Genomic DNA, 14,954 nt, shown 5'->3' on the forward strand with positions numbered 1-14,954 from the left:
CCGCGCGGGGCATCCATCCGGGCCCGCGCCGCCCTCGGCGGTGGTCGCCTGACCTCATCCGGACGACCGGCATCCCGGTGCGCCCTGCCTTTTACGGCCGCTGCGCGGTCAACCCGCGGATACCTGACCGCCTCATGATCGACGGCCTGGGCATACCGCTGTCCGCCCTCTGGAGATTCCGTGCCTCTGCTGCATCCGGCTCTGTTGACCCACCCCGCCCACCCCGCCCATCCCGGCCATCCGGCTCCGCCTGTCCCGTCGGTGGTGTCCGGCGAGCTGGCCGGGTTGGCGCCGTTCGCCCCGTCGGCGGCGTTCGCCCGCCAGGCACCGCTGGTGCCCTGGCAGTGCCTCAGTGACGAGCCCGGCCGGGTCGACCTGGCGACGTTGCGGGAGCTGACCGTCGCGTTGGCCGACGCCCCGCAGGTGTGGCAGCCGATCGTGCGCCACCATCCCGAGCGGCGCTGGTACACCCGACTGTTGCTGTCCGCGACCGTGGAGGTGTGGCTGATCGGCTGGTACCCGGGGCAGCAGACCGAGATCCACGATCACGGCGGGGCGCTCGGCGCGCTGACGGTGACCGAGGGGGTGCTGGAGGAGGACCGCTTCGACAGCTCCTGGTCGCTCACCGACCGCCGGACGCACGCACCCGGAGCCAGCCCCGCCTTCGACATCTCGCATGTGCATCGCGTCGCGAACCGCGGCACCGCGCTCGCCACGACGATCCACGCCTACTCACCGCCCGAACTGCCCCTGCGTTACAGCCCCACCGACAGCACCACCGACAGCATCGCTGCCACCACGGCGCGGGTCCCGGTCGACGCCGCACCCGGGATCCCCCGACCGCTGGCGCCCACCGGCGACCTGCTGGCCGCAGCGCCGCGACGATGAGCGACCCGGACGGCCCGGCCGGCGCCGATCGGACGCCCACGGGCGGCAGCCGCATCGACGCGATGCTCGCCGCGGCCCGGACCCGGCTACGCCGACTGGAACCGTCGGCGGCCGCCGACGCGCTGGCCACCGACGATCTCAGTGTGCTGGTGGACATCCGACCGGCCGCGCAACGGGCCGCCGAGGGCGAGATCCCGGACGCGCTCGTCGTGGAACGCAACGTGCTCGAGTGGCGGTTCGACCCGACCAGCGACGCCCGGTTGCCGATCGCGACCAGCGACGATCTTCAGGTGATCGTGATCTGCTCGGAGGGTTACACCTCGAGCCTCGCCGCCGACGCGCTGCGTCAGCTCGGCCTGCGCCGCGCCACCGATGTGGTGGGCGGCTACCAGGCGTGGGCGGCCGCCGGCCTGCCCGTGCGCCCCGGCGCCGCCGCGCGCTGATCGGGCTGCCCGAACCCAGGTAGGCCCCAGGGCTCCCGCACGCCCCGACGCGGCTGATCATGCACCCGCGCGGCGGGCTCACACCCGCCCGGCGACACCTCCCGGACGCGGTGCGTGGCGGCTCCTGCGCGGCCAGCCCTCGATCCGGCGCCTGCGCGCTACCCCGAACGGGGCTTCGCGCGCTTGCCCCAACAAAGGCATTAAATGTAATTCTCAACACATTTTTGTGGCGATAGCCGCCCCGGCGGGCCCCGTCGGCCGAACTTCGCGGACTCGACATCTGTTTGTCATCGGGCCGTACGCCAGCTGGAACCACGATCGTAGACCCCCGGACGGGGGTCCACCCGCCCACTGTCCGCCACCCGACAGCGATCTTGAAGTGGCTCGTTTTCGCTGCCCAACAGCAGTTCCGCTCGCCAGCGAGACCGCCATGATGATCTCACGCCCGGCCCGCCGGCGTGCATCTTCATGATCATTATGCTCGCCTCGGACGGTGCGACAATCGCTCGCGCGATCGTCCGACGGCCCTCTCGAACGACCGTCGACCGTCCCGGACGTTCGCGTTCCGGAACCCTTGCTATCCGGTCGAGAGACGTCTACGTTCCTCGGTTAACGAGGCGAGACGGAATCGTTTCCAAGCGGAGCCACACCCCCGGTTCACCGGTACGGGTGGCCCCACTGGAACCGAACCTGTGGCTCCGCGGTGCATCTCGCCTCACCAAGGTTGACCTGCCTGTCTGGAGTGTCGCGCAACGCCGGATGTGGTGGTCTGCAAAGCATGTGTCCGCCTTTGCAACGTCAGCAGGAGTCGGTATGCCCAGTCAGCTCAGCGTGCTTCCCGCACGCATCGTCACCGCACTTAGCATCCACTCGACCGCGTGTCTTCTGCGCTGTGGTGGCGCGCGATGAGCGCCGGCGTACCGGTCCTGCCCGGTCGCGACCTGCCGCCGCAGCCCTTCGGTGCGGGCTGGCCCGCCTACTGGCGCCAGGACGCGGCCTGCCGCGACGGCGATCCCGACGCCTTCTTCCCGCCGGACGGCCGTAACACCAAGGCCCGGGCCGCCGCCGAATCCCGCGCCCGCAAGATCTGCTCGGACTGCCCCGTCCAGCGCCCCTGCCTCGCCACCGCGATCTTCCGCCAGGAGGAGCACGGCGTGTGGGGTGGCCTCACCTCGGACGAGCGCGCCACCGTCGTCCCCCGCGGTCGGCTCTCCGCCGACGACGCGCTGGCCTTCGCCGACCGGCTCCTTCTGTCCACCTCCGTCGCGAGCTGATCGCGACCGCGGCTACTTCGGACGGTCCGGCCTCCAGGCGCTGCTCGCGCCCGCTGGCCGGGCCGTTCGCCGTACCGGCTCCGCCAGCTTCACCGGGTCGACGCACCGTCCAGCCCGCACCGGCACTGGCCGGTGACTGTCGCGGACCCGGTGGTGCGGACACCATTGACGGGTGGGGCAGGCGTTCGGCAGGCTGCCAGTGAGCGGCCCACGACCACAGCCGTGAGGCTTCCGGGCGACCGGGCGCGGCCAGAACATCCGGAAACGGCGGTGGACACAGCGGTGAACCGGGCATGTGCAGCCCACCTGACTCCGGTCAGGGTTCGTTGATGGCGACGCACCGACTTCTGCTGCTGCGCCACGCCAAGTCCGACTGGGCCGAGGGCGACACTCCCGACGCCCAGCGGCCACTGGCCGACTCGGGCCTGCGCGCGTGCACGCTGGTCGCCCGGCATCTGCGGGACCACAACCTCGCCCCGGACCTCATCCTGTGCTCGGCCGCGCTGCGCACCCGGCAGACCGTCGAGGGCATCGCCACCGCACTACCGGCCGGTGTGCCCGTCGTCACGGAGGACCGGCTCTATCTCGCCGAGGCCGAGACCCTGCTCGACCGGCTCCGCGACGTGGACGACGGGGTACCCACCGTGCTGCTCGTCGGGCACAACCCCGGCATCCACACTCTCGCGGTGGCACTGCTCGCCGCCACGGACCGCCCGCGGATTCCCACCTACCCGACGGCGGCGCTCGCCGTCGAGGATCTCCTGGTGCCGCGTTGGGCCGAACTCGGCCAGTCCACCACGCGACTGGCCTCGTTCGTCACCCCCCGAGAACTGCGCGAGTCCGCTGGGTCGAGCTAGTAGGCCTGCTCCATGATCCGGGCCGCCAGGGCGATGGCGAACCCACCGACCAGCAGCACGGCGGTCACGATCCACAGCGGGGTCGAGGCCAGCGGAAGCGCGACCGCCCCGACCACGAAGCCCGCGATGATCAGAAACACCGCAAGCCACGAACCCGTGTTCGCCTTGTGGTGACCGGTCTCGCTCACGTACGACTCCCGTCCTTGCGCCGCGGCCGCCGACCGACCGCCGATCGGCGGGACGCCCCGGCGCGCCTCGTTCCCGATGCGACCCTACCCGCGAACCCGTCCCACGAGCCCGGGATGCCCACCACTGTCGACTGGTCCATCCGGCCCCCGCTGCCATGACCTCCGACCCCCCGGGACGACCCCCCGGGACGGTCTGGCGGGACGGTCGGTCTAGATGAAGCCGGCGATGCGGCGCAGGTCGACGATCTGGTCGTCGAGCCAGCGGCGCACGTCGTGGGTGCGGACCTGGTCCGCGGCCGCGGCCAGCCGGCGATGACGCTCCCCGATCGGCATGGTCAGCGCGGTGTAGAAGGCGTCGGCCATCTGCTGGACGTCGAAGGGCTGCAACGTGACGGCGAACTCGCCGAGTTCCTCGTGGGCGCCGGCCATCTCCGACAGGGCGAGCACCCCGCCGCGGCGGTTGACGACGGCCACCTCCTTGGCGACGAGGTTCATGCCGTCGGCGATGGCGTTGACGATCAGGACGTCGCAGATGGAGTAGGCGGCGACCGCGAGCGGGAAGTCCTCGACCATGCGCAGGTCGATCGGCTGACGGCCTTCCTTGGTGTGCCGGGCGTTGATCTCGGCGACGACACCGCCGATCAGCGCGATGTAGTCGGCGTACTCGGGGACGTCGGTGCGGCTGGGCTGGAGCAGAGCGAGGAAGCTCACCCGTCCGACCAGTTCGGGATGCTGGTCGAGCAGGGTGCCGAAGGCGAGGAAGCCGCGCACGACGTTCTTGCTCGGGTCGGTGCGGTCCACGCGCAGCAGGAGCTGACGGTCGTCGTCGAGGAAGAGGTAGCGCAGCATGGCGACGTGCGCGGCGACCTCCTCGGAGGCCTGGGTGGCGTCCAGGGCGGCCGGGTCGACCGAGATCGGATAGTAGCGGGCGCGCACCACCCGGTCGCCGACCGTGACGGTGAGCTTGTCGAGGTCGGCCGGTAGGCCGAGCAGTTCGGCGGCGCACAGCACGAAGTTGCGGGCGTAGCGACGGGTGTGGAAGCCGACGACATCGCTGCCGAGCAGGCCGCGCAGCAGCCGTTCGCGGATGTCCCCGGGCAGGATGCGCCATTCGTCCGGCCCGGGCCAGGGGATGTGCACGAAGTGGGTGAGCACGACGTCGGGGCACTGCTCCCGCACCCAGTCGGCCACCAGGTAGAAGTGGTAGTCCTGCAGGAGGACCAGGGCCTTGCCGCCGCGGGAGCGGACCTCGCTGACCACCGCGTCGGCGTAGGCCCGGTTGACCGCCGCGTAGCCGTTCTCGAACGCGTCGTGCTCGGCGCGGGTGAGCACCGGGGACAGCGAACGGCCGTAGAGACCGTGCTGGATGAACCAGAGGATCGGGTTGGACCAGACGCTGTAGAAGTCGGCGTAGGCCGCCGGGTCGGTGACGACGAGACGCACCCGGATCGCCGGGCCCTCGGGTTCGCCGTCCACCAGATGGGGCTGGGGATGGGTCTGGACGAGGATGGAGCTGCCGGCGTTCTCCCCGGCGACGACGGTGTCCTCCTCGCTGGCCGCGCCGCATACCCACACGGCGTCATCGAGGTGTTCGGCGAGCCCGGACAGAGCTGAGACGAGGCCGCCGGCGCCCCGGCCGACGGTGCGACCGGTGGCATCCCGGTCGAAGCTGACGGGGCCGCGGTTGGACAGGAGCACAAGTGGCAGGTCGAGGGCGATGAAGTCCGACACGACGGATGTAGCCTCCTGATCACGGGCAGTACTCGGACGTCCCGGAGTCCCGGCCGCCGCCAGCGCAGGGGCGCACGGGGGACAATCCGGACTGTAGTGAGCCCCGGACCCGGATGCACCGCGTTGCGGGGTGCCCAGACCGTTGTTACCCAGACCTTCACCGGATTACTGTCGACCGACAAACATGCATCTCAGCGCGACGAAGGTCGCCCCGTCAGCCGGGCGGATCCACCCGGCACACGCCGGGCCTGCACCGATGGTGAGCGGACTGTCGCCTACAGGCCGTCTCGGTAGTCCCGGACCTCCTGGACGGCGGAGCCCAGCGACGCGAGCGACATCTGGAGTGTGTCGCGTGTCTCCACCAGAGCACTGGTCAACTGCTCGACGGAGCGGTGCTCACTGCCGTCGGTCGCGGCGATCACCATCGCCTGCGCCTCCTCGAGCATGCCGAGTGCTCCCTCGAGCTGGCCGGCGACCTCCTCGGTCCGCCGGAACGCCTCGTCGAGCTGGGCCTTGACCTCGGCGATCGTGCCTGACACCCGTCCTCATCCCTTCCTGGAAGCACCGGCGCGAGAGCCGGCCTGTGCCTGCGGCTGCGTCGGCGCGCCGACGCCGAGGCCGAACCGGGCGGCGGCGGCGAGCGCGACGAGCGATCCGGCGATGGCCACCGGGTCGGTGGGGGCCAACCGGAACGTGGCGAGCACCGCCACCGCGGCGCAGCCCGCTCCCAGCATGCCGGCCCGGGCGATCGCCTTCACCCCGACCTCCATCCCGGCGGCCGCGGCGACCAGACCCGAGGCGACCAGCGCCGCCCCGACGACGCACGGCATCCCGGGTGCGTGCGCGAACACCCGCAGCAGTCCGACGACGGCGAGGCTGAGCAGGCTGGCGAGCGCGGTCATCAGCCCCGCGGACGCCGACGCGGCGCCCTTGCTCACCGCCCGCAGTTCCGCGGCCTTGCTCATCGCGTCCAGACACAGCTCGTAGGCCTGGCGCGGCGCCGTGCGCGGGTCGACCGGCCCGGCCGGTCCGGCCGCCGCGCCGCCCGCGCGGGCGGATCCCCGCCGTCGGCGGTCGGTTCGATCCGTGGGTGTCGGGCCGACCTGTCCGCCTCGGGTGCGCTGCACCCCGACCGCCGGGCCATGGCCGGCCCGGGCCAGCGGTCGACCGGCCCGCCGCCGGCCGCCGCTGCCACCGCCCGGTGTGGACGCGCCACCCTTGGTGAGTCGGACCTGGCCGGCCGGTTCCACGGCGGCGGCGCCGGGGTCGGCGGGACGCAGCTGGTCGAGGTCGGTCAGGCCGTACTGGGCCAGCGGTTCGGCGACCTGCCCCCACACACCGTCGACCCGTGCCCGGATGTCCCTGGCGGCCGCGCGGTGACGCTGCGCCTGGGCCCGGCTGCCCTGGCGACGATGGTGCGCGTCGCGCCCCGCCCGGGCCCGGGTCACATCCGAGGTGCCGAGCAGATCCCGGTAGCGCGTCGCCGCGCGCCACGGATCCTCCGCCTCCGCCTCCGCCCCTGGCCCCGGGGCAGGTGTGCCCGTCGGCATCGGTGTGCCCGCCGGCATCGGCACTCCCACGGCCGTCGACGCGGTGGACGCGGCCGCGATGGGCCCCGCCGCGGCCGGCGGACCGGTGGGGACCCCGGGTGGGGTCGGGTCGGGTGGAAGAGCGAACGTGGGGCCGGCGTCCGGCCAGGAACCCGCGATCGACCACAGCCGCGCCGGATCGCGCGGGTCGGCTCCCCTCACGATCTCCTGCGCCTCCTCGCTCGCCGCCGGGGAGGCGGCCCGCGCCGGGGGAACACTCACGTCCGGACGCCATCCACCGGCCTGCCCAGGCGGTGTGGACCGCCGTGCCCACCCGGCGCCGGGCTCGGCGGGTTCGGCGCCGTCGCCGTCGGGGGCGCCGCCGCGGTACGGATCATCCTGACCGATCATCATGGTCTGCCTACCCTCGGACCAGCGGGGCGAACGGGACCACCGTGCGTGGTTCGGACTGGGCATGCCGGTCGAACAGGACGGCCCGGTTGGGCATCGTCCCGCCGGCGACCGGGCGGTGCCCGGCGAGGGCGAACAGCTCGCTGCCCGGCACGCCCACGGCCGCCCAGGCCGCGATGTCGTCCCGGTTGACCGGGCCGAGATCCTCCGACATCCGCGACACGCCCCGCCACCAGCCGATCAGGTGAACGTGCTGGGCCGGGCCGCGCCGGGTCAGCGTGCGAAGATCCTCCAGGCCGGTGCGCCGGGTCTGCTCGTCGCGGGCCTCCAGAGCGGCCCGGCCGGCGTCCATCGCGAACACGACGACGAGCCGCAGCGGTGGCGCCGCGGCGACCGTGCCGGCCAGGGCCGCCTCCTCCCGCGCGCGGGTCTCGCCGGCGGCGGCGGCGAGCACGGCCCGCAGCCCGGTGACGTCGGTGACCCGGGCCGGATGACCGGCGCGCCGGATTCGCTCGGCCAGCACCTCGGCCGCGCCCCACGCCATCGGTTCGGCCGCGACGATCTCGACGACCAGCCGGCCGGGTCCGGCCTGCGCGGCGACGCTGGCCGCGGCCGCGGTCACGATGCCCGTCGCCTCCCGGCGCAGCGGTCCGAGCACCGCGAGGTGACGACCGGGTGAGGCGGCCAGGCGCACCCCGACCGCCGCGGGCGCCAGGTCCACCGGGACACCGACGAGGGCCAGCGGGTCCTCCCCCACCGTGGGCACCGGCCGTCCACCGGACGGCGTGCCGACGCCGGGCCCCGCACCGACCGTCAGGTCACCACCCGGCGACACCTGAAGCCCGGTAGCAGCACCGTGATCGGTGACAGCGGCCACCTCGGCGCCGGTGGTGGCGTCGAGGCCGGTGGCGACGTCCAGGCTCGCGGCGGCGGCGCTGTCGTCACCCGCGCCCACACCGATGCGGTCGACGGCGGCCGGGGCGGGCCGTCCGTCCAGCGCCAGGTAGACGGCGTTGTCGTCGAGCAGCGCGGGAGCGTGCCCGACGAACACCCGCGGCGGGCGGGCACCGGGCAGGCTGCGGGCGGTGGCGGTGGACAGCCGGTCGCGCAGGCCCGCGATCGTGGCCGCGTCGGGATAGGCGACCCGGACGAGTTCGTTGCCCGCCGGATGCCCGTTACGCCGGTTGACGATGGCCTCGCCGACACCGCCGAGGGCGCCCGCGGCCTCGTTCGCGGTCGAGAGCAGCACCCGCGACTCCGAGATCGACGTGCGCAGGGCCACCCGCAGCGCGAACTGCCCGAAGATCGAACCGCGCTTGCCCGCGGTGGAGTCGAGCGCGTCGATGCCGGACAGCGTCTGGCTGGCCAGCAGCAGGTGCACGCCGTACGCCCGCCCCTGTCGGGCGAGGACCTCCAGGTGGGCGACGGCCTCACGGGCGATCTCGTCCAGCGGGGTGAGCATGACCTGGAACTCGTCGACGACGACGAGGATCCGCGGCCAGGCCGAGGAGCGGTCGGCGGCCCGCAGGCCACGCAGGTCCCGGGCGCCGACGGCACGCATCGCCACGGCCCGGCGGCGCATCTGCTCACGCACCGCGCGCAGGACCGCGACCCCGAACTCCCGGTCGCTCTCGATTCCGACGGTGTCGGCGTGCGGAAGGTAGAACGGGTCGGCGGGACCGCCGGCGAACTGGGCGAACTCGAGGCCTTCCTTGAAGTCCAGCAGATGGAAACGCACCTGCTCGGGCGAGTAGCGCGCGGCGATGCCGTAGACGACGTCGAGCAGCAGCGTCGACTTGCCCGCGCCCGCCTGCCCGCCGACGAGGGCGTGCACGGTGTCGTCGTCGAAGGTCAGCGCGACCGGCCCGTCGATGCCACGGGCGACCGTCACGGTCACCCCGGAGGAGCTGTCGGACTCCCACAGGACGTTCGGCAGCAACTCGGTGATGCCCGGGGGGCGCGCCGCGTGCTGGCGGGCGATCTCGGCGATGTGGTTGCTCACCAGGGTGACGATCGGGGTCGGCGGCGGCCCGTCGAGCACGACCGGCAACTGGCCGGTCAGCGAGGTCCGCCACAGCCCGGGCTGGATGTCCTGCCAGCCGACACGGTGGGTGAGCAGATCAACGGAGGTGAACACGACCGAGTTCGGCAGCACCGCGGCCACCGGATCGGTCTCGTCGTCGAAGCCGAGGTCACCGTCGGGGTCGGGCGGCGCCACGTCGTCCTGATCGCCGCCGCCCTCGCCCGGGTGCCGCGGCTGCGCCTGGACGACGGAGATCACGCTGACGCCGCAGGACGGCCCCTGTGCGGCGATCGCGGCCAGTGACCGACCGCCCTCCTCGTAGAGCTGCGGCTCGCCCAGCAGGACCAGCACCTGCCACGGCTCGGGCCGGCCACGCCCGGCGTCCTCCCGGTCGCGCAGCGAGTCGAACTGCCCGCCGAGGCGCTCCACGGTGATCCGTCCGACCTCGTCGGACAGCCGCGACAGCCGTTCCTCGAGTCGGACCCGGGTGGTGATCGTCGCCTCGACGACACCGGCGGCTCGCAGCGGTGCGAGGCCGGCGAGCCCCGCACCGAGCTCGTGCGGGTCGTAGACGATCACCCGGACCCGACCGGCCGGCACCGCGGCCAGAATGCGGGTGAGCAGACCGCGGACCAGGTCCACCGCGGCGCCCCGCTGCGCCCGGGACGTCTCGATCCGCAGGTTGCGGGCATCGAGCAGGGGCACGGCCAGCGGCACCCGGGCCGCCCCCGGGCCGGCCCCGAGCAGAACGTTGCCGGCCCGCCACAGGCCCGGCCGGTATCGCTGGGGACGCCCCGGACCGCCAGCACCGCCGCCCTGGGCCGCCAGCCCCCCATCGGCGGTCAGCCCACCGTCAGCCGGTCCACCGTCAGCCGGTCCACCGTCGGCGGTCAGCCCCAGCAGGCCGCGCTGCCACTCGGACGAGGACCAGGCAAGGCCCGCGAATCCGCGGGTCCGGGTGCGGGCGATCGCCCCGGCCTCGATGATTTCGGGGCCGGGGGCGAGCGGGTCGACCGGGTCTCCCGCCGGGTCCCGCCCGCCGGGCCCGCCGCCCCGCTCGAGTTCGTCGGCCTGTGCCTCCAGCCGGTCGGCGAGCGCGAGCGCCGCGCCCAGCGAGGACTGGATCCCGGCCACGAGCGTGCGCGCTCGCCGGGTTCCCGACATCGACCCATCCTCCCCTCACCCGCCACGACCGGCGCCACCGCGCGCAGCACCGACTCCGCCTTCGATCATGACGCTGACGGCAGCTCTGACGACCATGACACGTCCAGAAGTGCAAACATCCCAGAACGCGCCGGACCGGCCGAACCGCCATGCCCGATCGTGGCCCCGATCGGGCCGATGACGGTCACATCGCCCGGACGGCCCCACCTCGATCGGGCCGGGGCCCCGGTGTGCCCGCCGCCGGCCACGCCGACCGGCCGACTTCGATCATTCGCCGCCGACCCTGGACACGCTAGCCACCACCCGGCCCCGCGGTGCCATCTCCGACCCGGATCACAGGGGTCAGACCAGTCGTGGACGACGCACGGACCACGCGAAAGACCGTCGTCGCGGCCCTGTTCGGACGCCCGAGCTGCCCGGACCCGTCCGATGGCGGCCCGTGTGGGGCAGCTGACACCCGGACCAGGTATCACCGCCCGGCGCCCGGCGCAGGACGATGTCATGGTCATGTCCATCAGCCATCCGCGCGTCGACCTTCGCCAGCACGGCCACGCAGCGTCACACCGTGGAGCGGGTGTCTCGTCCCGCATCGAAAGGTGCGATGGTCAGGGCGGCATGAGGGAGGGGAGCCTGGTGACGGACGCGGCCGACGACGCAGACAGCCTCGACGGGGTGAGTGGGGCTGTGCCCGCACAGCAGCAGCCACTCGCGATCGTCGACGTGGACGGGGTGGTCGCCGATGTGCGCCACCGTCTGCGGTTCCTGCGGGCGAGCCCGGGCGACTGGGACTCGTTCTTCGCCGCGGCCCCGGCGGATCCGCCGCTGACCGAAGGCGTCGAACTGGTCCATCAGCTGGCACGCGACCACGAGGTCGTCTGGTTGACCGGACGCCCGGAGAGCTCCCGCGAGGACACCGCCCGCTGGCTGCGGGAACAGGGGCTACCGCTGGGCGAGCTGCGGATGCGTCCGGACGACGACCGGCGTCCCGCACGGGTGTTCAAACGCACCGAACTGCGCAGCCTCGGCGCGCGGCGTCACATCGCCGTGGTGGTGGACGACGACCCCGCCGTCGTGGATCTGCTGCGCGCCGACGGGTGGCCGGTGCTGCGCGCCGAATGGCTCGCCTACGAGGCCACTCTCGGCAACGCGCAGGAGGCCGAGGGCCGCACCTGAGCGACGTCGCCGCACGCGTGGCCCGTTCAGGGGACCAGCCGGTTCAGGCGGTTCAGGCGCTGCTGCGGCGGGTGCGGCGGGTGGCCAGCTCGTCGCCGGGATGGCTGGCGGGCGGATCCCCGAGACGCTCGCAGGGCAGCTCGGCCAGCTGGCCGCGCATGTCGCGCAGGGCCCGGCCGACGGCGATCGCGAACACGCCCTGCCCCCCGCGGACAAGATCGATCACCTGGTCGTCCGAGGTGCACTCGTAGACGGTCGACCCGTCGCTGATCAGCGTCAGCTGGGCCAGATCGTCCACTCCGCGGGTCCGTAGGTGTTCGACGGCGACCCGGATGTTCTGCAGCGACACCCCCGCTTCCAGCAGCTTGCGCACCACGCGCAGGACGAGGACGTCCCGGAACGAGTAGAGCCGCTGGCTGCCCGAGCCCGACGCGTCGCGGACGCTGGGCACGACCAGCCCGGTGCGGGCCCAGTAGTCGAGCTGGCGGTAGGTGATCCCCGCCGCCGAGCAGGCCGTCGGCCCGCGGTACCCGACGTCGTCCCCGGGTGGTTCGGGTATCTCACCCGGGAACAGCTGGCCCTGTTCGATCATCGCTGTACGCACTTCGCCGCCATAGCCAGCCCATCCTCCGGATCGATCCGCGCCATCCCGGCAGCCGGCACCCAGGGGCCGCCGTCCCGGACATCCGGTCCGGTCGAGTCACCTTTCTCACCGCCACCCGCCCGCCCAGCGGACCGTCCCGGAACCGGTACCCACCACGGGCACAATCCGGGTCCGAACGGCGGACGACCGTGGCGCCCAGGCGCCAGAGTCAGCGGAGACGCCCACGGCTGCCGGGCGCCGAGCCCGGCGGACCGTCCTCGCCGCGACCGTCACAGCCGCGTCTGGCCGCGTGTGGCCGCACTCGGCCGCCAGGGCTGGGCGCTGTGTCCGGCGAGGTCAGAGCCGAAGCAGAGCACCATGATTACGCGCCTGGGCCCAGACGGCCAACGCTGACTGTGGGGGCACGACCGCCCTGGCCGTAGGAGGGACGCGCGATTCCTTCAATGATCTAAGCCGACGCGCCCGTAGTCCAGCGGACACGGCGGGGCAGGGTCGACAAAAAGGAATTGCCGCCTGCGCTGCGCAACGGGCCCGCGCCGCGTCGGTGGACGTGGTGCGGGCCCGTTGCCGTGACGTGTGCGATGGTCGTGACGCGTGCGGTCAGGACCCGGGGGTGTTGAAGTCCTCGGGGGAGATCGTGTCCAGGAACTCGCGGAACTTCTCCAGTTCGCTCTCCTGCTCCTGTTCCTGCTCCTCGGGCACGGTGATCCCGGCCTCGGCCAGGACCGCCTCGACGCCGTAGACCGGCGCGCCCATGCGCATCGCGAGCGCGATCGCGTCGGAGGGCCGAGCGGAGACCTCCACGCCGTTTCCGAACACGAGCGTGGCGAAGAAGACGCCGTCCTGAAGGTCGGTGATGGTCACCCGGGTCAGGTCCGTCTGCAGGGCGCGCAGCACGTCCCGCATCAGGTCGTGCGTCATCGGACGCGCCGTGGTGATGCCTTCCTGGGCGAACGCGATCGCGGTCGCCTCGACGGCGCCGATCCAAATGGGCAGGTACCGCTCACCGCCCACCTCCTTGAGCAGGACGATCGGCTGCTTCGACGGAAGCTCGACTCGCACGCCGACGATGTCCAGCCGATGCACCGATCTACCTCCTCGCGCAGGTGGGGCAGGGCGGGATGTTGGGACCGGAGCCAGAAAACCCCACAGGGGAGACAGTATCCCCGCTTGGGTCCCGCGTCAGCGCGCCGAGGGGTTCCGCTGCCTGCCGGAGCGGGCTCGGCCGCCCGGGCGGGGCCGCCGAGCCGGGCCCACACCGGCCGTTCAGCCAGGACGACCGGCCCGCAGCCGGGACCGTAGTAGTGCCGCATGCAGCCGTACCAGCAAGGCGGCGAGCTCGTCCGCGGTCTGCGCATGCCGGCCCGCGCTGTCCGGACCGCGCTGTCCGCGCAGGGGGGCGGCGGCCGCCTCGATGAGACCAGCCTCACGATCGGCCACCGTCCTGGCCGCCCGCAGATGCCGGGCCTGTACACCGTGCCCGGCCAGCAGCGCGACCGTGCGGGCGACCAGGACCGCGTCGGAGTCGTAGTAACCGCCCCCGGCGATCGGCGCCACCAGACCGTGCTGCTCCAGATCGGTGAGGGTCTCGTCGTCAAGCCCCACGGTCGTCAGGAGCTCACGGCGCGACATCCGTACCCGTTCGGCCCCGAGGATCGCGTCCAGGCCGGCAGGGGCCGGATGCGGGGGCAGCGCGCGGGGACCCGGCCGGTGCACCGGGGTCTCGTCGCGGTCCAGTGAGGCGAGCTCTTCCTTGATCACCCGCAACGGCAGAAAACGGTCGCGCTGGGCATGCAGCACATAACGCAGGCGCGTGACATCGTCGGCCGAGTACTTGCGGTAGTTGGACGACGTCCGAGCCGGCTCGACCAGACCCTCCGCCTCCAGATAGCGGATCTTCGACAACGTGATGTCGGCGAAGTCCGCCCGCAGCTGCTCCAGGACCTGGCCGATGGTGAGCACCTTCGCGGCCGGGCCCTTCGCCCCGTTAGGACCCCGAGCCGACAGCTGCTGGTGTGACGCGGACGCCGCCGCGGCGAACCCGCTCACCGCCTGACCTGCCCGATCACCGCGCCGCCGACCCCCCGTAGCTCGTGCCGGTGAGGAACACCAGCCGGAACTTGCCGATCTGCACCTCGTCGCCGCTGGTGAGGTCGGCCGAGTCGATGCGCTCCCGGTTGAGGTACGTGCCGTTGAGGCTGCCGACATCACGCACGGAGAAGCCCTTGGTGTACGGCGAGCGATGGAACTCCGCGTGCCGCCGCGAGACCGTCACGTCGTCCAGGAAGATGTCGCTCTCGGGATGCCGACCGACACTGGTCATGTCCGCGTCGAGCAGGAACCGACTGCCCGCGTTCGGCCCCCGCTTGACGACCAGCAGGGCCGAGCCCGGTGGCAGCGCGTCGACCGCGGCGACCGCGTCGCGCTCGGTGGACTCGTCGACATGGTCACCCTCGATACCCGACAGCGCGGCGGCCAGATTGAGCGTCGACGTCTGTTCGGCGGGCCGCTCCGGCGCCACGGGCTCGCCCGGGCGCACGAGAGGGGACCCGCACCGCGCGCAGTACAGCGCGTCGGACGGGTTCTGCTGTCCGCACCTCGTGCAGAACACAGTCGCGTCCGCTTCCTGCCGTCGAGCCCCGCGCAAGCGGGTTCGTCAGCCGCCTCGG

Annotated in this window: 14 protein-coding genes; 5 read left to right on the forward strand and 9 right to left on the reverse strand. The window is 73.0% G+C overall.

The features are described 5' to 3' along the window. The first annotated feature begins 180 nt into the window (after positions 1 to 180). The 4 genes from MXD59_RS09370 (at position 181) to MXD59_RS09385 (ending at position 3,462) form a co-directional block, all read left to right on the forward strand. Positions 181 to 888, forward strand: coding sequence for a cysteine dioxygenase (locus MXD59_RS09370; protein ID WP_248824353.1), 708 nt, complete (start codon positions 181 to 183; stop codon positions 886 to 888). A 62-nt stretch (positions 889 to 950) separates the two neighbouring features. Next, positions 951 to 1,331, forward strand: coding sequence for a rhodanese-like domain-containing protein (locus tag MXD59_RS09375; RefSeq protein WP_248824447.1), 381 nt, complete (start codon positions 951 to 953; stop codon positions 1,329 to 1,331). A gap of 905 nt (positions 1,332 to 2,236) precedes the next feature. Beyond that, on the forward strand, positions 2,237 to 2,605 hold the full coding sequence (locus MXD59_RS09380) for a WhiB family transcriptional regulator (protein WP_163547660.1): 369 nt from the start codon (positions 2,237 to 2,239) through the stop codon (positions 2,603 to 2,605). Between the two features lie 329 nt (positions 2,606 to 2,934). After that, the gene (locus MXD59_RS09385) at positions 2,935 to 3,462 is read left to right on the forward strand and encodes a SixA phosphatase family protein (protein WP_248824354.1); all 528 of its coding nucleotides are present in this window, start codon (positions 2,935 to 2,937) and stop codon (positions 3,460 to 3,462) included. Here the strand turns inward: MXD59_RS09385 and MXD59_RS09390 are convergent. From MXD59_RS09390 to MXD59_RS09410, 5 genes are all read right to left on the reverse strand, one after another. Next, positions 3,459 to 3,650 (reverse strand): DUF2207 domain-containing protein, encoded by a 192-nt coding sequence (locus MXD59_RS09390; protein ID WP_163547662.1) that lies wholly within the window; start codon positions 3,648 to 3,650, stop codon positions 3,459 to 3,461. The two genes, MXD59_RS09385 and MXD59_RS09390, sit on opposite strands and share 4 nt — an antisense overlap. A 210-nt stretch (positions 3,651 to 3,860) precedes the next feature. Then, the gene (locus MXD59_RS09395) at positions 3,861 to 5,381 is read right to left on the reverse strand and encodes an alpha,alpha-trehalose-phosphate synthase (UDP-forming) (RefSeq protein ID WP_163547663.1); all 1,521 of its coding nucleotides are present in this window, start codon (positions 5,379 to 5,381) and stop codon (positions 3,861 to 3,863) included. A gap of 275 nt (positions 5,382 to 5,656) precedes the next feature. Then, positions 5,657 to 5,920 (reverse strand): hypothetical protein, encoded by a 264-nt coding sequence (locus tag MXD59_RS09400; RefSeq protein ID WP_163547664.1) that lies wholly within the window; start codon positions 5,918 to 5,920, stop codon positions 5,657 to 5,659. 6 nt (positions 5,921 to 5,926) lie between these two features. Next, positions 5,927 to 7,324, reverse strand: coding sequence for a hypothetical protein (locus MXD59_RS09405; protein ID WP_248824355.1), 1,398 nt, complete (start codon positions 7,322 to 7,324; stop codon positions 5,927 to 5,929). A gap of 7 nt (positions 7,325 to 7,331) precedes the next feature. Beyond that, entirely contained in the window at positions 7,332 to 10,508 is a 3,177-nt protein-coding gene (locus MXD59_RS09410; RefSeq protein ID WP_248824356.1) for an FtsK/SpoIIIE domain-containing protein, read from the reverse strand. A 615-nt stretch (positions 10,509 to 11,123) separates the two neighbouring features. Between MXD59_RS09410 and MXD59_RS09415 the strand changes: the two genes are divergently transcribed. Next, positions 11,124 to 11,681: a phosphatase domain-containing protein gene (locus MXD59_RS09415; RefSeq protein WP_248824357.1), complete on the forward strand. Its 558-nt coding sequence runs from the start codon at positions 11,124 to 11,126 to the stop codon at positions 11,679 to 11,681. A 52-nt stretch (positions 11,682 to 11,733) separates the two neighbouring features. Here MXD59_RS09415 and MXD59_RS09420 read toward each other — a convergent pair whose 3' ends face one another. The 4 genes from MXD59_RS09420 to MXD59_RS09435 all read right to left on the reverse strand — a co-directional run bounded on the left by MXD59_RS09420 (position 11,734) and on the right by MXD59_RS09435 (position 14,896). Next, positions 11,734 to 12,273, reverse strand: coding sequence for a MerR family transcriptional regulator (locus MXD59_RS09420; protein WP_248815327.1), 540 nt, complete (start codon positions 12,271 to 12,273; stop codon positions 11,734 to 11,736). Between the two features lie 612 nt (positions 12,274 to 12,885). Beyond that, complete coding sequence (locus tag MXD59_RS09425) at positions 12,886 to 13,371, reverse strand: bifunctional nuclease family protein (RefSeq protein ID WP_009739504.1); 486 nt, start codon at positions 13,369 to 13,371, stop codon at positions 12,886 to 12,888. Positions 13,372 to 13,551: 180 nt separating this feature from the next. Beyond that, positions 13,552 to 14,334 carry a transcriptional regulator FtsR gene (gene ftsR, locus MXD59_RS09430; RefSeq protein WP_372512010.1) on the reverse strand — a complete coding sequence of 261 codons (783 nt, stop codon included), beginning with the start codon at positions 14,332 to 14,334 and terminating at the stop codon, positions 13,552 to 13,554. Between the two features lie 16 nt (positions 14,335 to 14,350). Further along, positions 14,351 to 14,896 carry an FHA domain-containing protein gene (locus tag MXD59_RS09435; RefSeq protein ID WP_163547669.1) on the reverse strand — a complete coding sequence of 182 codons (546 nt, stop codon included), beginning with the start codon at positions 14,894 to 14,896 and terminating at the stop codon, positions 14,351 to 14,353. Positions 14,897 to 14,954 lie beyond the last annotated feature (58 nt).

It is taken from the genome of Frankia umida, from assembly GCF_023242945.1.
GTDB classification, from domain to species: Bacteria; Actinomycetota; Actinomycetes; order Frankiales; family Frankiaceae; genus Frankia; species Frankia umida.